Source organism: Paenibacillus sp. P22 (assembly GCF_000469945.2).
GTDB lineage: Bacteria > Bacillota > Bacilli > Paenibacillales > Paenibacillaceae > Paenibacillus_O > Paenibacillus_O humicus.
This window is the reverse complement of record NZ_CBRA020000225.1, coordinates 1-23786: the sequence shown is the minus strand read 5'-3', so window position 1 is coordinate 23786 and position 23786 is coordinate 1. Positions and strand designations below refer to the sequence as shown.

The following is a 23786-nucleotide window of genomic DNA, read 5'->3' as shown; positions in this document are numbered from 1 at the left end:
TCTATTTCATCAACGAACGGATCAATCCCTCTAGCGGGACGGCCGATTTTCCAAAAAAACAACAAAAAAGGGCGGCATCCCCTCCGCCCTTCCTTGCCATCCTGCTTCATCCCCTGTTTTGGGAATGCGCCCGCCTTTCCGTCAAGCCAGCTGCCGGACGGCTTCGATTCCCTTCATGCCTACATAGAGGCCGGCTTCCCGAGCCGCCTCCGTCACCGATTCCAGCGGAGCGTCCAGCAGCTCTTCCAGCGTCCGGACGCCGACGGCGCGCGCAGCGACGACTCCCCGTTCCTTCAGCTTGGGGTTGCTGTCGAACAAAGCGACGTCGAGCGCTCCGCACATGATGTATCCTTTATCCGTCGTTACAGCGAGCAGCGTCGTCTTAGGCAGCTTCACCTCGATGCCGATCGCGGTTTTTCCGTCTCCGAGAGCAACCGGTACCATCTGCATCATGACAATGGGCCACCTCCCTTCTCAGCACTTCCGTATTGTATGCGCGGCGTGTCGGGGAAGGTGAATGCCGGATCTTCGACTATGGCGGCGTCGACAGCCGAGGCCGCCGTCAACAGAGCGGCAGCGGCCTCGATCATTGGGAAAGCAGGGAATCTATGGTTTAGTGGCGATCTCGGATTGGGCGTCGGTCCAGACTTAGCGTCCCGCCACCCGGATACGGTTTTTGCCATCGTTTTTGGCCTGGACCAAAGCCTCTCTGGCCTCTTTCATGAGCACCCCGCCCTCCAGGGAGGAATCCGCTAATTTCACCGATATGCCGATGCTGACCGTAATGAAGCCTCCGGCTTGCGATGGATCCCGAGGAATTTGCAGCGAGATGACATTGGTCCGGATTTGCTCGGCGAGAAGCAGAGCCTCGGCTTCTTCCGCCTCCAGCTTCATGACGAACGTCCCGCCGGTCAACCTGGCGATATTCGCTTCGCTGCGGTCCGCCAGCACGCTAAGGGCATCCCCGACCCACTGCAGGCATACATCTCCGCTTCGCAGACCCTGCAGCTTGTTGTACGTGCGGAAATCGTCGATGTCGATCAGAAGCAGCGCGACGGGCCTGCCCGACAGCAACGATTGCTCCCAATCCAGCTTGAGAGACTGCTCGAAGGAAGGGAGGTTCTGCATATCCGTGAGCGGGTCGGTCGTCATGTACATCTGCAGCTGGTCCTGCGCGTCCGTGAACAGATCCGTCTCGGGAAGGGAGGAGCTTTCGCGGGCAATGACCATCATGGACGGCTGCCTGGAATGGACGACCGTCGCAAAGGTCAGATCCAGCAGGCGCAAGGCTCCGCCGCCCGCCCGGAATCGTCCCCGGCAGGTTTCCAGCTGCAGCGGATTTTGCTCCAGCCTCTCCAGTGCCGCCAGCAGCTCGGCCGGGTTCTCCGGACCCAGCGCCTCAATCAACGATGCGCCTCTGATTTCCGAGGCGCTGTCGAAGCCGAGCAGCCGCATCGCCTGATGGTTGCCGTACACGATCCTGCCTCCGGTCACGGTGAGGAAGGGAACCGGGGAATATTCCATCAGTTGAAGATAGCGCTCTTCATTTTCCCGCATGACCCGGGCGTTCTGCTCGGCCTGCTCCTCCGCGCGCGCCAGCTGCTCCTCGGCATGCCGAAGGGCGACGGCCTTGAGCTCGGGCAGGGCGCTCAGCTGGGACAGCTTCCAGGGCGCGGAAGTTCCTTGAACGACCTGCCGCCACTTCTCGAAGGACTTGCGGGGCGACAGACGGATGCCGTCATCGGTCCGGATGACCGACTTGGCGGGATCCCCCGCCCAATCGACCACTTGGATGAGCTCCGGCCGGAACCAGATGATATACTCCCGCATGTCCGGCGAGAGGGATAGGAACAGCGCTCCGGAAGCCTTCTCCCTGTATGCGGCAGCCGGACCGAATTCCTTGCTCAGCCGAGAGGTATGGTAGGTATAGTCCACGCTCTGCTTCTCCAGCCATTCCGCCAGCTCCCGCACATGGGACGGCAGCGGCGCATCGCCGAACAGCATCAGCTGCCCGCGGAAGCTGACGGCCGCGCCTGTCGCGGACATCAGTCCGAGCAGGCTGTCCTTTTCCTTTTCCAGCCGCTGATGAAGCCTCAGCGGATCCTGGACGCCGATCAGGATCGAGGACAGCAGCGACGCGGAGGTCTTCAGCCGGAGCGCCTCCGAGTAGTCGTCCAGCTGCTGGCGCTGATACAGCTCATTGGAGAAGAAAGCCCCGAGAAAGTTGCACAGGCTGCGGATCCGGTGCGGGACGTACTTGGGAGAACGATGATGGCAGGTGATCAGCCCCCACAGCTCGCTGCCGTGAATCAGCGATATCGTGGTCGTAGCCCCTACGCCCATATTCTGCAAATATTCGATATGCAGAGGCGAAACGCTTCTGAGCACGGAGAGGCTGAGATTCAGCGGCTTGCCCGTAAGCGGATGCCCCGCCGGGATGATATCGACCGGCTTGTACCCTGCGTCCACGATGGTGCGGAGCCAATTGCGCAGGTACAGCTCTCTTGCCTGCCTGGGAATATCGGAGGCGGGATAATGATGGCCGAGAAAAGGCTCCATGTCCGGCTCCCTGGATTCGGCGATGACCTTGCCGTTCCACTCCTTATCGAACTCATAGATCATGACCCTGTCGTAGCCCAGCATCTCGCGCACGAGCTCGGCCGCCGCATGGCTCGCCTCCACCCGGCTCTGCGTCTGCTTGATGCGCCCGAAAAACAGGCTGATCCAGCGGTAATCCCGAGCAGCCGGACCGCTGTCCTCCCCGGAGGGCTCCATCTCCAGGATGAGCAGCCCTTCGCTTTCATGGGCGATGCCGTAAAATGGCGTCAGAACGCCTCTTACTTCGATTTCAATTTTTACATGCTGCAGCTCCGAGGTCGAGGATGCCCGCAAGTCCAGAGAAAGCAGCTCCCTGACCCGCTCCTCCCCGATCAGATCGGCCAAAGGCGTTCCGAGCAGCTTGCCGGCAGCGATGCCGAGCATCTCTTCGGTGTTGGCGCTGCACGTGCCGATCCGGCAGCCGTCCTCCCTCGTCACGGCCACCAATACGCCATGCGGCTGGATGCGTCCGGGAATATGGATCGGCTCCTTGTCGCAGTTCGTCAAATCGATGTTGTCGTCCTGCGGGACGAAATCGCCTTCCGTCAGAAGGGTTCTGTCCAGCAGCTCATGCTCATTCGCGTTTCCGTCCTCTTTCATAGCCGCTCAGGCCTCCCGCACTCTTTGCTATACGGCCTGCTCTTGAAGGCGTGCATGAATCCAGGCATCCAGAAGAGCGAACGTTTCTTTTGCCGCCTCGACCATTTCGCCGCCCTGCCGCGGCTCGGAGCCTTCCCGAACGAGCAGCTCCCTCATCTCGCCCCATCTCGCCCTCGTGTCGGGACCGTAGGCGTAGAAATACGATAATCCCGATTCGGGGGCGAGCTGCAAGCCGGAAGCCAGCTTCCTGCTGATGACCTGTCCGCCGAGCGTGGAGCCTTCCATGACATACAGGTAACCGAGCATGCGCGCCGGGACGGAGACATCCGGAAGGGAACCGCAGACGGGAATGGATTCGATGTCCGTCCTCGAATAGCCGAGCTCCGTGAAATCCCGCTCCAGCAAAGGCAGCTTGGCGAGCCTGGAGAAATCGATGCCCCATGCTTCCGCTGCCGGGGCTGCCAGCACGATCGCCTCCATCGGCTTGATGAAGCCGTAGAACAGCTCCAAATACTGCTTGTATTGCTGGAGAGTCATCGTCTGATCCATGATGGCTCTGGCATATGCATTGCTTTCCAGCTGCTCATGGCTGGGCGCCGTTTCCTCGCGCAATCTTTCCAATATGCCTGCGGACATTCGGAAAACCTCCTCTATTAATCGAATTCCTTTTATCTTCCAGAATATCCCTGATTTCCATTCCGCGCCACGGTTCGATCGTCATGGTCATCTACCTTATTGCCCAAATTCCAAAACCAATTTCACTGCAAATCCCGCCTCCAAAAATAGGTCTATGTCATTAGGTAATCTGATGATATAGTTATACCAATATCTCTATCAAGTTCGGAGGAACTACATACATCATGAACGATAAAGGACCAAATACCTATTCCTTCCAGACGGATCTCATCATTGACGCGGTTACCCGGGACCTTGCCGAGGCCAGGCTCAAGCAGCTGCTGCAATCGGCAGGCATAAGCACCTACAAGATCGGCAGGAGCTCCCTCGTCGGCGCTTCGTTCCCCGAGGAAGACATTCCGTCCGGGATGAGAAAGGCAGGCTCCGGATCGACCGAGGCCGCACAGCCTTCCAGCGGCTCCGGATCCTCCGGCGTCACGTCCACCCTGCTGCATCATATGGAACAAAAAACTCTCGTCCGGCTCAGCATCAACAAGGGCAAGGGCGTCCGCATGAGCATTCCGGGAAGAATCCTCAACATCGAGAACGAGCTCATCACCGTCTATCATGTCGACGAGAAGCAGGTCTACACGTTCCTGCTCCAGGAAATCGACGACTTCAGCTAGCAAGCATGCAGCGCGCCCGTTGGCGGCTGCGGTCCTCTTTCATTCCCTGTTGTTGCAAATGCGGCGGCACCGCAAAGGTGCCGCCGCATTTTTTTTGCTTTCAAAACCTCATCCGCGGGCGGCTGCCCGCTCTTCAGGAACGGCCCCGGGCGCTCCAGGCGGCCCAGGCGGTCAGCGCCCAGCCGGCGATGAAGCAGAGCCCTCCGAGCGGCGTGATGGCTCCGAGCCAAGTGTCTCCGCTCATGCTCAGAACGTACAGGCTTCCCGAGAAGAGGAAGATGCCCGCATTGATGAGCCGGCCGCCGTTGCGCAAGGCCCGGATCTCTCCCAGACGGCTGGCGGCGAAGGCGATGAGGATAAGGGCGATGGCATGATACATCTGATAACGGACGCCGGTCTCGAATACGTCCAGCATGTCGCTCGTAAGGCGGTCCTTGAGCCCATGGGCTCCGAACGCTCCGAGCGCGACGGAGATCAGGGCATGGACCGAGCCGTAGGCGATATAACGGGGAAACATGATGCGGCTTCACCTCTTCTTGCAAGCACGTAATCCGGCTCGCGAATGTTCCCATTATACCATATCCCCTTGAAGGCTCGTCCAGCGCCGGCAGACGCCTCGCCCTGCGCCTGCATTCGGTAATGAATCCCCTCCCCATGAATATACTTGGAGAACAGGTCCTACAGGCTCTGAAATACACATAGTGGGGTGAGCGGCTATGACGGAACCGCTGTCCATCGTCTCCCGCGAGGATTGGTCCCTGCATCGCAAAGGCTATCAGGACCAGACCCGCCATCAGCAGAAGGTGCGCGAGGCCATCAAGCAAAATCTGAAAGATATCGTCACCGACGAAAGCATCATCCTCTCGAATGGGCGCGAAACCGTCAAGGTGCCGGTAAAAAGCATCGACGAGTACCGCTTCGTCTACAATCACAACAAGCAGCAGCATGTCGGACAAGGAGACGGGGACTCCCAGGTAGGCGACGTTCTTGGCGTGGACCCTTCCGCAGCCAAGGGCAAAGGCAAAGGGCAAGGGGCGGGGGATCAGGCCGGCGAGGATTATTTCGAGACCGAGGTCACCATGGATGAGCTGGAGGATCTGCTCTTCGAGGAGCTGGAGCTGCCAAGGCTGGAGCAGAAGCAGAAGGAGAACGTTCAAGCCGCCGACATCGTGTTTCAGGATATCCGCAAAAAAGGCATCATGAGCAACATCGACAAAAAGCGCACGCTGCTTGAAAATCTTCGGCGCAACGCCAACGCGGGACGTCAAGGCATCGGGGGGATCACTCCGGAGGATCTGCGCTACAAAACGTGGCAGGAGGTCATGAAGCCCCACTCCAACGCCGTCGTGCTCGCCCTCATGGATACATCCGGCAGCATGGGCTCGTTCGAGAAATACTGCGCCCGCAGCTTCTTCTTCTGGATGACCAAGTTTCTGCGCCGCAAATACGAGCATGTCGAGATCGTATTCGTCGCCCACCATACGGAAGCGAAGGAAGTGACCGAGGAGGAGTTCTTCACCCGCGGCGAGAGCGGCGGCACGATCTGCTCGTCCGCCTATCAGAAGGCTCTCGACATCATCGACAGCCGCTACCCTTCAGCCAATTGGAATATTTACCCCTTCCATTTTTCCGACGGCGACAACCTGACCTCGGACAACGAGAAATGCATCAAGCTGATCGACGAGCTGATGAAGCGTTCCAACCTGTTCGGCTATGGCGAGGTCAACCAGTACAACCGGAGCAGCACCCTGATGTCCGCCTACAAGCATATCCAGGACAAGAAATTCCTGTTCTCCGTCATCCGCGACAAAAGCGAGGTCTATGATGCCCTCAAGCGGTTCTTCGCGAAGCCGGCAGGCTGAGGCCCGGCAGGCAGCCTCCTGGCTCGTCCTGACGAGGCGAGCGCCGGCTCGAGGCATTCATGCCATTGGCTGCCTCGCTGCGTCATGCCATTGGCTGCTTCGCGGCGTCATGCCATTGGCCAACTCGAAGCGTTATGCCATTGGCCGTTTCTTGGCGGTTGGCATGACGCCGCCTCACGACGCGCCAAAAGGGCTGCGCCCCGCCGGACCTCGTGCGGTCCAGCGGCCGGCACAGCCTTTGCCTGCGTCAGGACGCCTCCCGGCAGCCCGCCCTTCTTATCGCTGCTCGCGTGTACGAACCCGACCCGGTCGACGATGACAAGCCCAATGAACAGGACAAGAATGAGGCTTGTGCGGGTCCATCCGCCTCCTCCGGCAACCGGCACGTCTTTCATCTTTCATCTCCTCACACGAACGTATGGTTCAACCCGTGCGGAACATGGCGCTCATGATTGGACAAGTGCCTCCGACGCGATGAATATCCTTGTTGAACGCGATGATTATCCTTGCTGAAACCGAGGTGAGTCGAAATGAAATGGAGCGGACAGGCGAAGGAAACGGCAGAACGGCTCCGGGAAGAGCTTCTGGAGCGGCAAAGTCCCGACGGCGCATGGCGGCTGTGCTGCGAGAGCGGCGTCATGAGCGATGCTTTTTTGCTGATCCTGCTGAAGGCGATGGATTGGATGGAGGATCATCGCGAGCTGGCTCGGCGGATTGCGCAGCGCATTGCCGTGCTTCAGGAAGACGGCGGAGGCTGGAAGCTGCATGAGGATCAGAAGGAAGGCCATCTGGAGTCGACCGTGGAAGCCTATTACGCGCTGCTCGCCACCGGCTATTACGAATACGGCGATCCGCGGATGGTCAACGCCCGCCGCTTCATTCTCGCACTAGGCGGGCTTGGAGAAGTACGGACGATGATGACCCAGGTGCTGCTCTGCATGACCGGCCAGCTGGATTGGCCGCGGGTTCTGCGCATTCCGGTCGAGACGCTGCTCGCCCCGTCCTGGCTGCCGCTCAGCCTGTTCGATCTGTCCGGCCATGCCCGCGTTCATCTCGTGCCGGTGCTCATGCTGGCCTCCGGCAGCTTCAAGCTCGGCGATGGGCGCCTGCCCAATCTCTCGGAGCTCGTGGCCGGAGAGAGCAGGAGCTTTCTGAAGCCTCCTTCGCTTCCGGGGCCGCTTGCCGGCATGGCCGAGGCGCTCGCTGCCGGCCATTCCCCTCTCTACCCGGCATCGCTGGACAAGGGCGAGAAATTCATGCTCGACCGGATAGAGCCGAACGGCACTCTGCTCACCTATTCCACCGCCACCATCCTCATGATCGCAGCTCTCGTCTCCATCGGCTACCCGCCAAGCCACGAGGTCATAAGGCGCGGCCTCGACGGAATCCGGTCGCTCGTATGGGATGATCCGCGTCACGAGATCTCCCATTTGCAGATCGCCTCCTCGACCGTATGGGATACGGCGATGCTGGGCTGCGTGCTGCATGAAAGTGGACTTTCCGCAGATCATGACGCGCTGCAGCGGGCGGCAGGATATATAGCCTCCCGCCAGCAGACGGCCAAGGGCGACTGGGCTCGCCGCAATCCTCGCACGCCGCCCGGAGGCTGGGGATTCTCGGATGTGAACACCCGCTATCCGGATATCGACGATACGACAGCCTCTCTCTCGATGCTCCAAAGGATTCCCGCAGCGGATGCTTTCCCGGATGAAGCCCGCGAACGAGGGGACCGCTGGGTGTGGTCGATGCAGAACAAAGACGGCGGCTGGCCGGCCTTTGAGCGTGAATCCGGAAGCCCGCTGATCGGGCTTATCCAGTTCGAGCAGGCCTCGCAGATCGTCACCGATCCTTCTACGGTCGACCTGACCGCCCGCACGCTTGCGTGGTCAAGCCGCCGGAATGACCCGGCTCCTTCTTGGGTAAGCGCGGCGGTGGACCCCGGAGAAGGCGGACAGGATCCGCATGGCGATGCCGCTGTCCGTGCAGCCGCCTGGATCCTGAAGCAGCAGCAGCGCTCCGGCTGCTGGCCGGGACGCTGGGGAATCGCCTATGTGCACGGCACCGGCGCAGCGATCACCGGTCTAATGGCCATGCGCGCCAAGCGCAGCGCCTCCGCCCTCTACCGCGGCATGAACTGGCTCCTCTCCGTGCAGAATGCGGACGGCGGCTGGGGCGAATCCTGCTTCAGCGACGTCGCTTCAGAATACCGTGCGCTCGGAGCAAGCACGCCATCGCAAACCGCCTGGGCGCTCGAAGGATTGATGGCTCATCCCTCCTCGCCCCCCGTCGCCATCGATCGGGGCATCGAATGCCTGATCGAGCTGTTGGAGGCGGACGACTGGCGCAGCCGCTATCCGACCGGCGGCGGCTTGCCCGGCCATGTGTATCTGAACTATCACAGCAGCCGGTACATATGGCCGCTGCGGGTGTTGTCCGCTTATGCGGCAAGCGCAGCCTCGAAGCTGAACGGCGCCGAGCCAAAGAGCTGATCCCCAGGGGACCGCTTTAGCTGGGTGATTTTCAGTCGTCGCGTTCTCCCCGAGCCTGGGTTGGGGAATATGAAACACATGCGGCGGCCATCTCATCTCAGCGAATCCTTTAAACAGCAAAACCCGGCTCTCTCGGAGCCGGGTTTTGCTGTTTATTCAAGCCGCAGTTCCGGCTCCTTCTGCCGCAGAAAATCCGACCTCGCCTTCATCTCCAGTGCAAGTGGAAAGCCCTGCACCGAGGGCTGAGGCCGGATAAGCGAATAAGACGGTTTTCTCGCCTTATTCCGGTTTTACATTCGGTTGAAAGGTCAAGAAAGCGGCTAGCGGAACAGTCCTCTGCCTGATTCTATTCCTGCCAGCGTCCCTCATTGATCGTCCGGATCGTCTCCAGCGGCAGCTTGGGCTGACGGTCGTACGTCAGCAGGCCGTTGATCTCCTGCTCCACGTCCGTCAGCTGCGTATAGCAATATCCCTGCACGCATCCGGACAGAAGCAGCGGCGATATGACCGCGTTCAGCCGGGCCGCAAAGTCCTCGTCGTTCTCCGCTCCGGAATAGCCCCAGCCTTCCCAGTCGCTTTTCTTGTAAGCGATGCCGCCGAACTCCGTCACGAGGATCGGCTGTCCGCGGTAAGGGAAGCCGTCCACCGCCAGCACGCGCCCGGCCGGCGATGCCGAGACGGCGTTTTCCGCCGTGGAATAGCGCTTCTCCAGCACCTCGCGGCGCCATTCGTAGTCGTGGATGTTGAACAGGTCGGTGCTCACCATCTCCCAGCCGTCGTTGGAGATGACGGGACGCGTCGCGTCAAGCGACCTTGTCAGATGGTACATCGCCTGGGCATGCTCCTGCTGCCGCTTGTCGACGGCGATGTTCGGCACGCCCCAGCTCTCGTTGAGCGGCACCCAGACGACGACGGACGGATGATTGTAATCCCGCTCGATGCTCTCCTGCCATTCCTGGGTGAAGCGCCGCACGTATTCCTCCGAATATTCGTACGCATTCGCCGCCTCGCCCCATACAAGCAGGCCCAGCTTGTCGCACCAGTACAGATAGCGCGGATCCTCCAGCTTCTGGTGCTTGCGGGCTCCGTTGAAGCCCATTTCCTTGGTCAGCTCGACATCGCGCCGGATCGCCTCGTCGCTCGGCGGCGTAAGGTTGCCGTCCGGGAAATACCCCTGGTCCAGAACCAGCTTCATGAAATAAGGCCGGTTGTTCAGGCACAGCCTGCCGCTCTCGATCGAGATTTTGCGCATCCCGAAGTAGCTCGCCACCTCGTCGAGAACCTCTTCCCCGTCCAGCAGGCTGAACCGGACGTCGTACAGGTTCGGCCGCTCCGGCGACCACCACCGGCCGAGACCGTGGTCGTTGAAGTCCGCCAGCCGGATGCTGCGGGCTTCATGCGCGCCGCGAACCGAGAACGTATCGCTGGCAACCGGCTCGCCCTGGAACGAAATGTCCACCTGCAGCGTCAATCCGTCTCTCAGCGGCCCCTCCACCCAGGAACGGATTTCCACCGTTTGGCGGTCGATATCCGGCGTGAATCTCACTTTGCCCAGCGAGGTCTCGGAGACCGCCTCCATCCATACCGTCTGCCAGATGCCGGTCGTGCGGGTGTAAAAGATGCTTGCCGAGTCGCTTTTCCAGTACTGCTTGCCCCGCGGAAGCGTGACGTCCTTGCTGTAATCGGCCGCCTTCACGACGAGCTGGTTCTTCTCCCCGCCATCATGCAGGGCAGCGGTGATATCCGCGCTGAACGGCGTATGCCCTCCCTCGTGGCGGGCGACGAGGATCCCGTTCACCCATACCGAGGCGTCGTAGTCGACCGCTCCGAAATGAAGCCGAATCCGCTTGCCTGCAAACGGCTCGGGAAGCTCCAGCTCCCGGCGGTACCAGACGATGTCGTGGAACTCCGGATCTCCGATGCCGCTGAGCTTGCTTTGGAAGGCGAAGGGCACCTGGATGACGCGCTCCAAAGGCGTCTCACCCTTATGCCAGCCTTTCCTCTCTCCTTCTCCGGCGTCGTCGAAGCCGAATTCCCATTCCCCGTTCAGATTGATCCAGCTCTCCCTGGCGAATTGCGGCCTCGGATACTCCGCGCGATGCTGATCTACCATTCGAAATTTCCTCCACTCATTGTTATAGACCTCATGCACTCACCGTTGTGGTCCTCAAGCACTTTTCAGCATGGATCTTATCCAACTTGCCGATTCGGGACTGATGCCCTTCGGCATAGGCCTCATCCGTTCGCAACATAGCCTCAATTGAACGTCGGCATTGGCCTCATTTGCGCGCCGGCATCGTCCACATTTGCACGCCGAATTGGCCTCATTTGCACGAAAGCATTGAACTCATGCCAGCGGACGATCGCCGCCCGCGCGCATACTGTCCCTGTATTCTTTGGGCGAGACGCCGAGCCGGCTTTTGAACACCCGGTTGAAATGCCGCACATGGGCGAATCCGGTTTCCTCGGCGATCGCATTGATCTTCTCGTTGGTGAAGGCGAGCTTGCGCTGGGCCTCTCTCGTGCGGACGCGGGTCAGCTGCTCGATGAAGGTGACGCCCGTCCGCTGCTTGAACAGATTGCTGAAGTAAGCCGGGTTCAAAAACACCTCGTCCGCGACGTCCTTCAGCGTCAGTGCCTCCCGGAAGTTCGCCTCAATGTAGCGGCTCGCCGCCGCGATCGGGTCCCGGTCCTGCTGCTCCCTGGACTGCTGGATCGCCTCCGCAAGCCGGCACAGCAGCTCCTCGAGCCGCTCCGCGAGCTCCTGCCGGGAAGTGATGGCGCAAATCTCGACGAGCATCCTGCCGATATCCGAACGGTCCAGCCAGGCGCCCGCCGCCCCGAGCTCCTCCGCCAGCTCGTAGTAGCGGATCAGCAGCTTGCACAGCTGCTGGTGGATGCTCTCCGGCGTGCGGGCCATGCCGCACAGCTCGTCGATCCACTGGCGCGCCATGGCCGCGATGATCTCGCTCCGGCCTTCCATGACCGCCTTCTCCAGGCTGTCGGCGGAACGCTTCGCGGCCTCGTCGTCCGCACGGCACCTCCCGGCGACCTCGGCATAGTCCAGCACGCTGTCGCCGCCGACGATGAGCCGGTGCAGCAGCGCGATTTCGGCTTCGCCGTACGCCTTCGGAATGCCGGCCAGCCCCTCGGCCGGCCGGCCGACTCCGATCGTCACCGTAAGCCGCGACAGGGAAGAGATCTGCCTGCGGATCATGTCCGCCAGCGAATCCGAACGGCTCGGCAGCGGTTCCGGCCGCTCGAGATTGATGAGCGCGACCACCTTCGAATCCGACAGCACGAAGCTGAGCCCCTTGGCGTGCCGGTCCAGCATTTCCTGCACGAACTGCTGGATGTACAGCTGGAACAGCGAAGCGTCGCCGCTCCGGTAGCGCTCCTCCCCGACCGACTGCTTGTCGAGCTTGATGACCATGCAGACGAAGTACGGATGCGGGAGCGCTATGCCCATCTGCTCCAGCAGCCGCAGCTCGCTCTCATCCACCCTGCCCGACAGCAGGGATTCGGCCAGATGCTCCGTCATATGGCGCCGCACGGCCGGCTGCGCGTCCCAGCCCGTCTCCGAACGGGCGGACTTCCGGCGCCGCTCCACCTCTGCCTTGATCCTCTCCAGCACCTGGGACAGCTCCTCGCGCTCGACCGGCTTCATCAGATAGTCCATCGCCCCCTGGCGCATCGACTGCTGGACGTAGGCAAAATCGTCGTAGCCGCTGACAACGACGGTCAGCAGCTCCTGGTGCCGGCTTCCCGCCATCTGCTGCAGCTGAATGCCGTCCATGCGGGGCATGCGGATATCCGTCAGCAGGACGTCGGGAGCGAGCTCCTCGATTTTATCCAGCGCTTCGTACCCGTCGCAGGCTTCGCCGACGATCTCCCAGCTCTCGTCGAGGCCGGCGATCATCTTGCGGAGCCCCCTGCGGAAGATCGACTCGTCATCGACAATCAATATTTTCGGCATTTACCCGATCTCCTCCAATCTGGCGCCTGCATGATGAAGCAGCGGAAACCGGAGCGCGACCCGGAAGCCTGATAGGGCATGCTCTCCAAGGTCAGGCCGTATTCCTCGCCATAGTGAAGCACGATCCGCCGGTGGACGTTGAGCAGGCCGTTGCCCGACTGGCCGCCGAGCTCCTTGGTGCTCTGCAGGTGGGCGCGGAGCCCTTCCAGCGCCTCCGCGTTCATTCCGATCCCGTCATCGGCTACCGCAATCTCCAGCACCTGCCCCGCCGCCTCCGCCGTCAGCGCGATCCGCCCCTGGCCCGCGCCCTTGTCCAGAGCGTGGTTGATTGCGTTCTCCACGAGCGGCTGAATGATGAGCGGGATGACCTCGCAATCCAGCAGCGAGGGATCGGCATCCATCGTGAACTTGATCCGCTCCTCGTAGCGCATCTGCTGAATCTTCATGTACCCGGAGACATGGTCGAGCTCGTCCTTCAGCGTCACCCGCTCCTTGCGTCCGCTCAGGCTGTAGCGCAGAAGCCGGCTCAAATTGTTCGACATCGTGATGATTTCGCGGCTGCCCTCCATCTCCGCGTACATGCTGATCGACCCGAGCGTATTGTAGAGAAAATGCGGGTTGATCTTGCTCTGCAAAGCCGCGATCTGGGCATCCTTCTCGCGGATCTCGGTCTCGTAGAGCAGGTAGCCGAGCTCGCTCAGCTTGGCGACCATCTCGTTGAAGGAGCGGCCGAGCGCTCCGATCTCGTCCCGTCCCTCTGCAGGGAAGCTCTGGCCGAGCTCTCCCCGCTCGACGTTCCGCATGAGGCGGCTCAGCTTGCGCAGCGGCCGGGTAATCCGGTAGGCGATGAACACGTACAGCAGCAGCGCAAGCCCGACGCTCGTCGCGCCGATGCCGATGATGAACGTCCGCAGCGTATCCGTATCCTTCATCAGGCTCGCCACCGGCACGATGCCGACCGTCGTCCAGCCGGTCACCTCCGAGGTGAAATGGGAGACCAGCAGCCCGCGCCCGTCATTGCGGACATGGCTGACGCCTTCCCCGGTGCGCCCGAGGTACAGCCCGGGAGCCATCTCTCTTCCCCCGTCATCCTTGCGGATGACGAGGTTGCCGGACCGGTCGGCGATGTAGAGCGACTCCTCCGGGTCCAGCTTCACCTTGGACAGAATCTCGCGGATGAACTTCGGATCCACGTCGATCACGATATAGCCGAGCGACTGGCCGCTGTCGAAGCTGCGCAGCTCGCGGGCGATCGAGAACGCCTGGTACACGTTGCCCCCGGTCGACCGGACGTCATGGGTCGCGATGAAGACCGGCTCGCCGTATTGGCCCTTGAACCGGTCCAGCCACTCGGCGCTTTCGTCCAGCTTGTAGGTCGTCACGTACTGGCTCTCCGGAAGGACGACGTAAGACGCTCCGCCCTGGCCGTAGAGAGAGACGCCGAGAATGTCGACGCGCCCGTTCAGGAACACCTGGGTGACGAAGCTGTTCAGCTCGTTGATCTCCTCCAGCGACAGCGCCTGGCCCGGCGCCCGCTTCGACTCCAGATAAGCGGTCACCTTGGGATACTGATAAGGCATCACCGTCAGGCGGTTGAGCTCGTTCATATAGGTGTCGATATTCAGCGTCATCTGCTTCAGCGTCTGGAGCTGGTAATCGCCCACCTTGGCTTCCGTCGTTGCGGAGAAGCGGGAGAAGGCGAGATACCCCATCAGGCCAAGCGGCAGCACGATGAAAACGACATTGATGAGAATCAGCTTGCGCGCCAGCTCCAGATTGCGGAACCAGTTGCCGAATGCCTTCAAATTCCTTTCTCCCCTTCCGCCGCGATGCCTACTTGCCCAGCTGATTGTCCACGCTCGCCGCCGCCCGCTCCAGCGCCTGCGCCGGAGTCTGCTGACGGTAGATCATCTTCTCCCACTCGGAGATCAGCTTCTCGATCATCGTCCACTGCTTGACATGGCGAGGCCAATAAACGACGTAGTTGGCTGTAGCCGCATAGTCGCTGCGGAACTTGAGCGCCGAGAACGCTTCGCTCGCCACGACCTTCTTGGAGCTCGGGACATGCCCGGCCTCCGCCCACATGACGCCGTTGTCGACCGCCCACTTGGCGAACGTCAGCGCGGCTTTCCGCTTCTCCGGCGTCAGGCCCGCCTTGGCAGGCAGAGCCAGCGTGTGCGTGTCTCCCCATACCGCAGGATGATCGTAAATAACGGGAAAAGGAATGACGCCGAGCTCCAGGCCTTCGGCCTTCTCGAATGCTCCTGTTCCCCACATGCCGGTAATGAGCGCCGCCGCTTCTCCGTCATGGAACATCTTGAACGCATCGTTGATGCCGGGAGGAATAAGCTCGCGCTTGTAGAGGCTGTCCACGAACTCCAGCGCCCGCAGCGAATCGGAATTGTCGAAGACAGCCTTCGTCCCGTCCGGACTGAAAAACCGGCCGCCGCCGTCGATCTGGTTGTACAGGCTCCACCACAGCCAGACGGAATCGATTCTCGTGCTCGGCAGGGCAAGCGGAGCGATGCCGGACGGAACGCGCTCCTTGATCCGCTCCAGGAAGCCCGCAAAGCCCTGCTCTCCAGGCTCCAGAATCGGCTTGCCCTCCGCATCGAGAAGCCCGGCCTGCCGCAGGAATTTCTTGTTGTAATAGAGCACCAGCGCATGCGTGTCGAGCGGAACCGCGTAATGGCCGCCGCCGTACAGAGTCGATTCCGCGATATTTGCATTGAACATGCTCCAGTCGAGCCCCGTCTCCGCAGCCGGCCCGTCCAGCTTCTCGATGTAGCCGTTCTGGACGAATTGCGGCAGGTTCGTCGCATGGACGATAGCCAGGTCCGGCGCGTTGCCGGCCAGGATGGCGGTCCGAAGGCGCGAATAATAGTCGTCCAGCCGGGAATTGATCTGCTCGACCCGGATGTCCTCATGCTCCGCGTTGAACTTCTCGACGAGCTCCGTCATGAAAATATTGTCCCCGCCGCTGAAGGGGGTCCAATACTCCAGCACGACCGGCTGGACGGGATCCGGCAGCTTCTCGGCCGGCTTCTCTCCGGAGCAGCCCGCTGCGGCCGCGACGGCGATCGAAGCGCCCATCAGCAGCGCGATCCGCCTTATCGTTCGATTCCCATATCCGATCCGACTGTTCCTGTTCCTGCTGCCTCGGCTGCCTGTCATGCTGCATGCTCCCCCGTCTCGCGCTGTCTTCAAGCGGAATGATTGAGATTGACGGCATCCTTCCCCGCATTCCGGGTACGGCCCGCTCTTCCGGTCCTATTCGGTCCGCTGTCCCGGGAAGACCCGTCAGCCGGGCCTTCTCCATATATCCACATAATCTATAATGAAGCTTCCTCGGCTGTCAAAGAGAACAAGCTCGTTCTCCCCGGCCTCCAGCTCCAGCTCCGCCTCGTACACGCCTCGCGCATTGCGTTCCTGCGCCTTCAGCTTCACGGCCTTCTTGCGCCCGCCGTTCGCGGCGAGCGACAGCTCCGCTCCTTCGGCAGGGTTCAGGACGGCCACGGATACGGTATACTTGCCGCCGCGAGGCACGTTCACATTCGCGAACCGCAGCGTATCTCCCTCGCCGTACAATCCAGCGGCCGCGCCCCTGGAGGCATACGGATTCTCCTCCTCCGCCGCATCGCCACCGAACGCCGCCCATTCGGCTTCATAACGCGGAATTTCCACGGCAAGCACCTCCACGCCGCTGCCTGCCGCCTCCACCGCCAGCTCGTTCATCCCTTCGCGCAACCCAACCTGCGCATAGGCGTAGCCGATGCTGTCCGCATCCGTCGGGGCCAGCTTCAGCTCCGCCGCTTCTCCCGCTTCGCTGCCGATGCTCGCAGCGGCCTCGCTTCCCCCGGCGTTCCGATAATGGACCCGCACCGGAGCGCCGGCCTCCACCGTCGACGGGATCGCGCCGAAGAGGAGCCGATCTCCGTCCCGGACGGCGTCCTTCGCCTGGAAGACGCCCGTTCCGGACGGCATCCGGAGCGGCGTCGCCAGCGATTGCGGCTTGCCGAAGACCGGCAGCCCGTTCTCGTCCCATTCCACCCGCGCAGCCCGCGCCTTGCGGTTGTTCCAGCCGTCGGCCGCGCCGGAGGTCGCATGATAGACGAGCCATGCCTCGCTGCCGTCCGGCGAAGGGACAAAGGAATTATGCCCCGGTCCGTAGACGCCGGCCTCCTCGTCCATGGCGAGCAGCGGCTCCTGCGCCTTGGTCCAGTCGGAAGGCTCCAGCGGATTGCCGCCCGGCTTCAGCGCCAGCAGCCCGAGACTGTAGAGCGGAGTCCAGCTTCCCGCTCCCGAATACACGATGAAGGCGCGGCCGTCCTTGTACAGCAGCGACTGGCCTTCGTTGATGTAAGGCGGGCCTCCGGCCTTTTCCCAGTCCAGCTCCGGCCGGCTCAGCAGCACCCGCGGCCCGCTGATCGTCCAAGGATCGCTCATCGGCGCGATATACGTGTTCTGGGCTTCGTTCACGTCGCCTTCCCAGCCCGACCAGACGAAGTACAGCTTGCCTTCATGCTCCATCGCGAGCCCGTCGATCGCCCATTTATCGCTGTCGTCCTTGATCTGTCCCTTGAAGCATAGCTGCCCATGGGATCGCCGCTTTCGCCTTCCAGCACATACATCCGGTGATTGGCGTTGTCCCCGTCGTCGGCGGCGAAATAGATGTACCATTTCCCTTGGAGATACTGGATCTCAGGCGCCCATAGATTGGCCGAATAAGCCGTTTCCGCCGGCGGATACCAGACGACCTTGCGCTCTGCGGCGCGGAAATCCAGCGTTCTGGATTTCATGACCATGATGTCGGCTCCATTGTGCGTGAATGTCATGTAATAGAACCCGTCCCGGTAGACGACGCTCGGATCCGGCGTGTCGATCTCGGCCAGCGTGTTCTTGAACATGCCTCCATGTCCATTATACGAAAGCGTTTTCTCTTCGTCTCCCTGCTGCTGCATCCAATAGATTCCTCCTGCGATCAGGACTAAAAGCGCTCCCGCCGCGAGCAGGAAAGCTCTTTTGCCTCGTATTGACATCGGTCGTCTCCTTGCTCTCATGTTGTCCGGCCCGGAGCCGGCTGCCCCGAGCTACTTCACGCCGGCGCTCGTAATCGCCCGCACGAAGGATTTCTGGCCCAGGATGAAAATCAGCACGACCGGAAGCGCCGCGATCGTCGTCATCGCCATCAGCTTGCCGTAGCTCTGCGTGTAGCTGCCGGTCGCCATCATTGCGATGCCGGCCGTAATCGTCCGCATCTCCGGCGAGGTCGTGGCGTACAGCGGCCAGACGAAGTCGTTGTAGATGCCCATGAACGTGAAGATGCCGAGCGTCACCATGATCGGCACGGCCGACGGCAGCAGAATGCGGGCGTACAGCTGCCATTTGTTCACTCCATCGATTCGTCCCGCCTCCTCGATTTCCTTCGGGAAGGACACGAAGAACTGGTACAGCAGGAACACGCCGAAGGCTCCGGCCGTCGCAGGCAGGATGAGCGCCGGATACGTGTTGATCAGGCCGAGGGAGTTGAATTCCATATACATCGGCAGGAACGTCAGCACGCCCGGGATCATCAGCGAGGCGATGAACATCGGCAGCAGCACCCGGCGCAGCGGCAGATCGTTCAGCCTGGCCAGCGCGAAGGCCGCCATGGAATCGATCAGCAGCACGAGTCCGGTGCCGATGACGCCGACGGACAGCGAGTTCGCGATCCAGCGCAGCACGGGCGTATTCATCAGCTCGCCGCCCAGCCCCTGCTTGAAGTTGTCGAGGGTCGGCTTGCGCGGGAGGAAATCCATTCTTCCCGAGAGCGCTTCGAAGTCGTTCTTGAACGCGGTCGACAGCATCCATACGAGCGGCAGGACCATGACCAGCGCGATGACGGCAGCGAGCAGGAGAAGAATCGCTTGTTTGGTTTTCGGGTTCGCCATCTATGCCTTCTCCTTCCGGTTGGTGAGCTTGAACTGGACGACGGATACGGCCATGATCAGCACGGCCATGAGGATCGCCATCGCCGAGGCGGAGCCGACATCCTTGCGCGCGAACGCCTGGTCGAGCACATTGATGAGCAGCACCCGGGTCGTATCGCCGGGACCGCCGCGCGTGAGCAGGAACGGCTGCGCGTAAATGTTGAAGGAGGCGATCGTCGAGGTGATCATGACGAACAGCAGGACGGGCCGGATCGTCGGCAGCGTGATGGAGACGAAGCGGGACCAGGGCCCGGCGCCATCGATCGAGGCCGCCTCGTAATACTCCTCCGGAACCTCGTTGAGCGCGTTGATGAATATGATCATATTGAATCCGATCGTCCACCAGATCGTCGTGGAGACCAGCGATATCCAGGCCCAGGGAGTATCGGTGAGCCACGGGATTCCGGCCATGCCCAGCTTGGCGAGCAGGCTGTTGAGGAACCCGGCGTTCGTGTCGAACATCATGAGCCAGATGACGGCCATGACGGAAGCGGACAGCGCGTACGGCAGGAAATAGAACGTGCGGAACAAGCCGCGCACCCGGGCGGGAAGCGCGTTCAGCAGCATCGCGAGGCCGAGGCCGATGACGATGAGCAGCGGCACCGAGTACAGGACGAACTGAGCCGTCGTCCACAAGCCTTTGAAGAACAGGCTGTTCTCGTAGGTGCCGGGAGTGAAGATGGTGATGTAGTTGCTTAAGCCGACGAAGGCATGCTCCGCCGACAGCAGCTCGAAATCCTGGAGGCTGATGACGACGCCGTACAGGATCGGGAAGAGCAGAAACAGCCCGAAGGCGGCCAGATAGGGGAGAATGAACAGGAACGAGGTCAGCCGGGAAGTCCAGGCGCTTTTCATAGACGATGCCTCCATTTCATCTTTCCGATAGTCGTGGACGGAAGGAGGGACGGGAAGGCGGCTGCCCGCGCTCCCCGTCCCTTCCGCCTCATTACGTTTGGAAAGCCGTTATTTTTTGATCGCCTGGCGGGACTTCGCGACGGCGTCGTCCATCGCTTGCTGCGGAGATTTCTTCCCCAGAATCGCGTTGCTAAGCTCGCCCCACATCGGCTCGACGATCGTGCCCCAGTTCAGCACGTTCGGCGCGAATTGAACGGAAGGGAAGCTTTCGGCGACCGTGCTCTGGAACGCCATCGCCTTGAACTCGGCGCTCTCGAGCACCTTGTGCGAGGCGACCGCCTGGCCGGATTCGGCCCAGTCGAGCGAGTTGCCGGCGACGTACTTCAGGAAATCGCCGATGCCCGCGATTTTGTCCGCGTCGGTTACGGCCTTCGGCACGACGAAGCCGTGGGAGCCGGCATAGATCGCCTGCTTCGCTTTGCCGATCTGCGGAATGACGGCGACGCCGTAGTTCAGGCCGGCCTCGTCGAATTGGGACTTCATCCACGGACCGTTGAACTGGATGGCGTTTTTGCCCTGGAGGAACAGCGTGTTCTCGCCGTCCTGCTGCACGTTGCCAGGGGAAATGCCCTTCTCGACCATGCCGCGCAGCCACTGCACCATCTCGACCGCTTCCGGAGAGTTGTAGGCGACGTCGCTGCCGTTCCACAGCTCGCCGCCGTTCTGCCAGACGAGCGACGGGAAGATGAACTGCTGCGGCCACAGGCTCGGCACCACGTAGCCGTAGACGCCCTTGGACTTGTCGGTCAGCTTCTCCACCGCCGAGTCGAATTCCGCGCGGTTCGTCGGAGGCGCAGTAATGCCGGCCTTCTCGAACAGATCCTTGTTGTAGTACATGACGAGCGGGTGGATGTCCAGCGGAATCGTGTACAGCTTGCTGTCGATCGTGGCGTACTTGACCGGGGCTTCCGCGAAGTCCGCCGGATTGATGCCGGCGGAAGCGGCGAGCTCATCGACCGGCTGCAGCTGGTCCTTGCTCTGGTAGGTCGGCACGCTGTCCACGTGCATGATCATCAGGTCCGGACGCTCCTTGCCGGTGCTGAGCGCCACATCCAGCTGCTTGTAGTACTCGCCGTTCGGCTGGATGACGAAGTTGACCTTGTAGCTGTCCTGGGAGCTGTTGTATTTGTCCACGATCTTTTTCATGAACGGGCCGTCGGAGCCGGAGAACGGCGACCAGAACAAAATTTCCGTCTTTTTGCCGCTGCCGCTCTTCTGGCCTTCGCCGGCCGGCGCGTTGCCGCCGCCATTGCTGGAGCAAGCGGTTGCAAGAAGCGGAACCATCATCGTCATGGCAAGGATCGAAGCTTTCTTGAACTTCGGAGTCTTCATCTGTTTCTAATCCCCTTTTGCCTGGTAGTTCAAGGCGCGAGCGCTTTGATAGCTCTATCGTAAGGGAAGGGGATCGGCGAAAAAATGCCGCTTCTACAGGAACAATGGACATATTTACAGGTCACCCGGCGGGAAAGATGTCCATGCAGTCGATCTCGGCGTAATTGCTGGAGCCGGTGAAGCGGATTGTGTTCGTGCCGGCGTTCAGGTACACCTTGGCCGTCGAGGCTCCCCAGTTGTTCCAGCCGGAGTAGGCCACGTAGAAGCTGGACGCCGCGCCGCCGTTGACGGACAGCGAGTGGATCGCCCAAGGCTGTCCGCTCGTGCCGTTGCCGTTGCGGACGGCCAGCACGTACCAGCCCGCCGAAGGGGCGGAGACGGTGAACTGGGCGTAGCTGCTCGTCGTATCGAGATAGCCGACCTTCTTGCCGCCCGAAGCGCTGGCTTCGTTCGCCACGGCCGCTCCGCCTGCCAGCAGAGCGCTCTCGGCTTCGTAGCGGTCCCGGCCCGGTTCGCCGGCAGGCTTGGCGATCGGAGCGTTCGGATTGACCGGCGCGCCGAGATTCGGCGTATTGTCGGCGTTCCAGCCGAACGGCTGGGTGCGGACATTGCGGGTCCAGCCGGAGCCCTGCCATCTGGCGGCATGGTAGACGAGCCAGTCCTGCGTGCCGTCAGGCGACTTGGTGAAGCTGTGATGGCCAGGGCCGTAGACGCCGTTCGCGCTGGCGAACAGAGGCGCGCTCTTTTTCGTCCAGGAAGCGGCGTTGAGCAGGTTCGCGGATGTGCCCGCCGTCACCAGGCCGAGGCAGTAGCCGTCCGTCCAGCTGCCGCTGGCCGAGTAGACGAGGCTGATCGTGCTTCCCCTGACGATGACCTGCGGACTTTCATTGACCTGCGGCGTCGTATTCGTTTCCCAGCTGTAGGTTGGAGTCGCGATTCGCGTCCGTGCGGAAGAGATCGTCCACGGATTGCTCATCTGGGCGATGTACAGATGCTGCTTGTCGTTGACCGTGCCTTCCCAGCCCGACCAGATGAAATAGCGGCTCGCCCCGACCGTCAGCACCGTTCCGTCGATCGCCCAGCGGTCGGACGCATCGGCGATCTTGCCCTTGAACGTCCAGCCCCCCGCAAGCGGATTTGCGTTCGCGTTCTCCAGCACGTACATGCGATGGTTCTCGTTGCTGCCGTTGTCGGCGGCGAAATAGACGTACCATTTGCCGTCGAGGTAGTGCAGCTCCGGCGCCCAGATGTTGGAGCTGTACATCGTGCCCGCCGGCGGCGTCCAGACGACCGCGCTGTCGCCGGCGTCGATGCCGGTGATCGTCTTGGAGCGCCACAGCGTGATGTTGTTGCCGGTCGTCTGGGTGTAGTAGTAATAGCCGTCCGTATGCTTGTACATCCACGGATCGGCTCCGTCCTGCTTGATGACGTTGAAGAAGTTCGAGACCGGAGCGGCCTCCGCCTTGCCGCTGCCCATAGGGAGCGCCAAAGCCAGGGTCAAGCTGAAGGCGAGCAGAAGCAGGGACCATCTTTTGAACATGATGTATTCCTCCTTTGTCTGTCTGCGGCTTCTGCCGCAGCGCCTCCATTTTATGGGGATTGCGGGTGCGCTCCCATGACATTTCTTTTGGAGTTGTGGTCCTTTGGCTAGGAGGGGCGGCATCGTTCTCGAACGAAACCCGAGGAATGCAAAAAAGCGGCAGCCAGGAAATCCTGACTGCCGCTTGGCGATTATGGGTACCGATGCTTTCTTGCTTCAAACAATCCGCTTGCCGCCGATTGCCGCTCCATTTCAAGGCCGGTGTCAAGCCGGCTGGAGATTCTCTTCTCCCTTGAGGGAGAACGAGGAGGCTGCGACAGCCTCGGCAAGCTCCGCAGCCAGACGACGGCGCTTGCGCTCGAACTGCTTCAGATGCAGAACGGCCATCTCGTCCTCGGGGTTGCGCTTCAGATAGAATCGCATTTCATATAATGTATGGTCAAGCTCCATCAGCTCCTCCTGAAGAACCGCAGGATCGGCGAGGGCGGGCTGGAAGGCTTCGCGTTCATGGCATAGGTTTGGTTCGGTCATCATGTCGGTCAAATCCTCCTGCTTGGGGTTGCGGTATTCGCGGGCTGCGGCGGGCTCTGCCTTGCAGAACCGCCGTCCGCTTCCTTTATTACCACCCAAGCGCATCCTCAAACCGGACGAGACCTTCTTACTTGAATTTCTTCCAATCCATGCTGCTGTTGTCGAGCAGATACTCCATGCTGCTCTCGTTGCGCTTCTGCTCGGCCTTGCGGGCTTCCTCCGCCCGGCGGCGCTCCTCCTCGCGGGCGCGCTCCTGCTCGGCCTTCATGCCGTCGGCCTGGGACTTCAGCCGCTGGACCATATCCGCCGGCAGCAGATCCTTGAGCGTCGCCGGCTTGGCCGCTTCCGCTCCCGGCTCTGGACGGCGGGCAGGCGCATGCTTCTTCTTCGCCATTTCCGGATGCTCCCCTTTCACTTGCGTCATGGCTGAATTATAGCACAAAGCCGGCGACGGCTCCGCCTGGAAGTCTCATAGAGGAAGGATGGGGAGCTGGAAGCGCGCGCCTCCCCTAGACAAGCACGCCTTGCTTGCCGTGCAGCCTGGCCTCATGCCTGCTTCGCGGCGCTCGCCAGGCGCAGCCGGATTCCCGAAGGATCGGTCACTTCGCCGCCTTCCGGCACGTCCCTGACCTCGGCTCCGCCGTCGCGGAGCCTGTCCATGGCGGCCGCAAGC

At 61.4% G+C, this 23786-nt stretch carries 18 protein-coding genes and 1 pseudogene; 3 read left to right on the top strand and 16 right to left on the bottom strand.

Features of this window, described 5'->3' with window-relative positions; genetic code table 11:
* Positions 1–141 precede the first annotated feature (141 nt).
* From BN871_RS23775 to BN871_RS23765, 3 genes are all read right to left on the bottom strand, one after another.
* Complete coding sequence (locus BN871_RS23775; protein WP_048749383.1) at positions 142–453, bottom strand: YunC family protein; 312 nt, start codon at positions 451–453, stop codon at positions 142–144.
* Positions 454–648: 195 nt separating this feature from the next.
* On the bottom strand, positions 649–3198 hold the full coding sequence (locus BN871_RS23770; RefSeq protein ID WP_021879984.1) for a diguanylate cyclase domain-containing protein: 2550 nt from the start codon (positions 3196–3198) through the stop codon (positions 649–651).
* A gap of 27 nt (positions 3199–3225) precedes the next feature.
* On the bottom strand, positions 3226–3834 hold the full coding sequence (locus BN871_RS23765) for a biliverdin-producing heme oxygenase (RefSeq protein WP_048749380.1): 609 nt from the start codon (positions 3832–3834) through the stop codon (positions 3226–3228).
* 224 nt (positions 3835–4058) lie between these two features.
* Here BN871_RS23765 and BN871_RS26350 point away from each other — a divergent pair, with 224 nt between their 5' ends.
* On the top strand, positions 4059–4499 hold the full coding sequence (locus BN871_RS26350) for a hypothetical protein (protein ID WP_021879982.1): 441 nt from the start codon (positions 4059–4061) through the stop codon (positions 4497–4499).
* 133 nt (positions 4500–4632) lie between these two features.
* Here BN871_RS26350 and BN871_RS23755 read toward each other — a convergent pair whose 3' ends face one another.
* Positions 4633–5016: a DUF423 domain-containing protein gene (locus BN871_RS23755; protein ID WP_048749378.1), complete on the bottom strand. Its 384-nt coding sequence runs from the start codon at positions 5014–5016 to the stop codon at positions 4633–4635.
* A gap of 199 nt (positions 5017–5215) precedes the next feature.
* On the opposite strand from BN871_RS23755, the gene yhbH reads away from it, so the two are divergent.
* Together yhbH and BN871_RS23740 are read left to right on the top strand one after the other, a co-directional pair.
* The gene (yhbH, locus tag BN871_RS23750) at positions 5216–6361 is read left to right on the top strand and encodes a sporulation protein YhbH (protein WP_021879980.1); all 1146 of its coding nucleotides are present in this window, start codon (positions 5216–5218) and stop codon (positions 6359–6361) included.
* 530 nt (positions 6362–6891) lie between these two features.
* The gene (locus tag BN871_RS23740) at positions 6892–8850 is read left to right on the top strand and encodes a prenyltransferase/squalene oxidase repeat-containing protein (RefSeq protein ID WP_021880043.1); all 1959 of its coding nucleotides are present in this window, start codon (positions 6892–6894) and stop codon (positions 8848–8850) included.
* Positions 8851–9196: 346 nt separating this feature from the next.
* Here the strand turns inward: BN871_RS23740 and BN871_RS23735 are convergent, their stop codons facing one another.
* From BN871_RS23735 to BN871_RS23685, 12 genes and pseudogenes are all read right to left on the bottom strand, one after another.
* A complete protein-coding gene (locus BN871_RS23735) occupies positions 9197–10963 on the bottom strand; it encodes a glycoside hydrolase family 2 protein (protein WP_048749374.1) in 1767 nt (588 codons plus the stop codon).
* Between the two features lie 234 nt (positions 10964–11197).
* On the bottom strand, positions 11198–12826 hold the full coding sequence (locus tag BN871_RS23730) for a response regulator (protein ID WP_048749373.1): 1629 nt from the start codon (positions 12824–12826) through the stop codon (positions 11198–11200).
* On the bottom strand, positions 12811–14631 hold the full coding sequence (locus BN871_RS23725) for a sensor histidine kinase (RefSeq protein ID WP_232313298.1): 1821 nt from the start codon (positions 14629–14631) through the stop codon (positions 12811–12813). Before BN871_RS23725 ends, BN871_RS23730 begins: the two co-directional genes overlap by 16 nt.
* Before the next feature lie 28 nt (positions 14632–14659).
* A complete protein-coding gene (locus BN871_RS23720) occupies positions 14660–16000 on the bottom strand; it encodes an ABC transporter substrate-binding protein (protein ID WP_083436624.1) in 1341 nt (446 codons plus the stop codon).
* 126 nt (positions 16001–16126) lie between these two features.
* Positions 16127–16561, bottom strand: coding sequence for a CBM35 domain-containing protein (locus tag BN871_RS30050; protein ID WP_232313300.1), 435 nt, complete (start codon positions 16559–16561; stop codon positions 16127–16129).
* Positions 16562–16909: 348 nt separating this feature from the next.
* Positions 16910–17733 (bottom strand): annotated as a pseudogene (locus BN871_RS30045) (glycoside hydrolase family 43 protein); the annotation flags it as partial.
* Between the two features lie 183 nt (positions 17734–17916).
* Positions 17917–18756, bottom strand: a complete 840-nt coding sequence (locus BN871_RS23710) for a carbohydrate ABC transporter permease (protein ID WP_021880036.1) — start codon at positions 18754–18756, stop codon at positions 17917–17919.
* Positions 18757–19650 (bottom strand): carbohydrate ABC transporter permease, encoded by an 894-nt coding sequence (locus BN871_RS23705; protein ID WP_048749370.1) that lies wholly within the window; start codon positions 19648–19650, stop codon positions 18757–18759.
* Positions 19651–19758: 108 nt separating this feature from the next.
* Complete coding sequence (locus BN871_RS23700) at positions 19759–21042, bottom strand: ABC transporter substrate-binding protein (protein WP_048749367.1); 1284 nt, start codon at positions 21040–21042, stop codon at positions 19759–19761.
* A 121-nt stretch (positions 21043–21163) separates the two neighbouring features.
* Positions 21164–22582, bottom strand: coding sequence for a family 43 glycosylhydrolase (locus BN871_RS23695; RefSeq protein WP_053087037.1), 1419 nt, complete (start codon positions 22580–22582; stop codon positions 21164–21166).
* 264 nt (positions 22583–22846) lie between these two features.
* Positions 22847–23116, bottom strand: coding sequence for a hypothetical protein (locus BN871_RS23690; protein ID WP_021882416.1), 270 nt, complete (start codon positions 23114–23116; stop codon positions 22847–22849).
* A gap of 124 nt (positions 23117–23240) precedes the next feature.
* On the bottom strand, positions 23241–23507 hold the full coding sequence (locus BN871_RS23685; RefSeq protein ID WP_048749396.1) for a DUF3886 domain-containing protein: 267 nt from the start codon (positions 23505–23507) through the stop codon (positions 23241–23243).
* Positions 23508–23786 lie beyond the last annotated feature (279 nt).

Excerpts from the sequence above, each read along its gene's own strand:
- BN871_RS23765 (WP_048749380.1), bottom strand. The coding sequence starts at position 3,834 with ATGTCCGCAGGCATATTGGAAAGATTGCGCGAGGAAACGGCGCCCAGC.
- BN871_RS23730 (WP_048749373.1), bottom strand. The coding sequence starts at position 12,826 with ATGCCGAAAATATTGATTGTCGATGACGAGTCGATCTTCCGCAGGGGG.
- BN871_RS26350 (WP_021879982.1), top strand. The coding sequence starts at position 4,059 with ATGAACGATAAAGGACCAAATACCTATTCCTTCCAGACGGATCTCATC.
- BN871_RS23695 (WP_053087037.1), bottom strand. The coding sequence starts at position 22,582 with ATGTTCAAAAGATGGTCCCTGCTTCTGCTCGCCTTCAGCTTGACCCTG.
- BN871_RS23705 (WP_048749370.1), bottom strand. The coding sequence starts at position 19,650 with ATGAAAAGCGCCTGGACTTCCCGGCTGACCTCGTTCCTGTTCATTCTC.
- BN871_RS23735 (WP_048749374.1), bottom strand. The coding sequence starts at position 10,963 with ATGGTAGATCAGCATCGCGCGGAGTATCCGAGGCCGCAATTCGCCAGG.
- BN871_RS23685 (WP_048749396.1), bottom strand. The coding sequence starts at position 23,507 with ATGGCGAAGAAGAAGCATGCGCCTGCCCGCCGTCCAGAGCCGGGAGCG.
- BN871_RS23700 (WP_048749367.1), bottom strand. The coding sequence starts at position 21,042 with ATGAAGACTCCGAAGTTCAAGAAAGCTTCGATCCTTGCCATGACGATG.
- BN871_RS23770 (WP_021879984.1), bottom strand. The coding sequence starts at position 3,198 with ATGAAAGAGGACGGAAACGCGAATGAGCATGAGCTGCTGGACAGAACC.
- BN871_RS23740 (WP_021880043.1), top strand. The coding sequence starts at position 6,892 with ATGAAATGGAGCGGACAGGCGAAGGAAACGGCAGAACGGCTCCGGGAA.
- BN871_RS23720 (WP_083436624.1), bottom strand. The coding sequence starts at position 16,000 with ATGACAGGCAGCCGAGGCAGCAGGAACAGGAACAGTCGGATCGGATAT.
- BN871_RS23710 (WP_021880036.1), bottom strand. The coding sequence starts at position 18,756 with ATGGCGAACCCGAAAACCAAACAAGCGATTCTTCTCCTGCTCGCTGCC.
- BN871_RS23690 (WP_021882416.1), bottom strand. The coding sequence starts at position 23,116 with ATGATGACCGAACCAAACCTATGCCATGAACGCGAAGCCTTCCAGCCC.
- BN871_RS23755 (WP_048749378.1), bottom strand. The coding sequence starts at position 5,016 with ATGTTTCCCCGTTATATCGCCTACGGCTCGGTCCATGCCCTGATCTCC.
- yhbH (WP_021879980.1), top strand. The coding sequence starts at position 5,216 with ATGACGGAACCGCTGTCCATCGTCTCCCGCGAGGATTGGTCCCTGCAT.
- BN871_RS30050 (WP_232313300.1), bottom strand. The coding sequence starts at position 16,561 with ATGAACGAGCTGGCGGTGGAGGCGGCAGGCAGCGGCGTGGAGGTGCTT.
- BN871_RS23775 (WP_048749383.1), bottom strand. The coding sequence starts at position 453 with ATGATGCAGATGGTACCGGTTGCTCTCGGAGACGGAAAAACCGCGATC.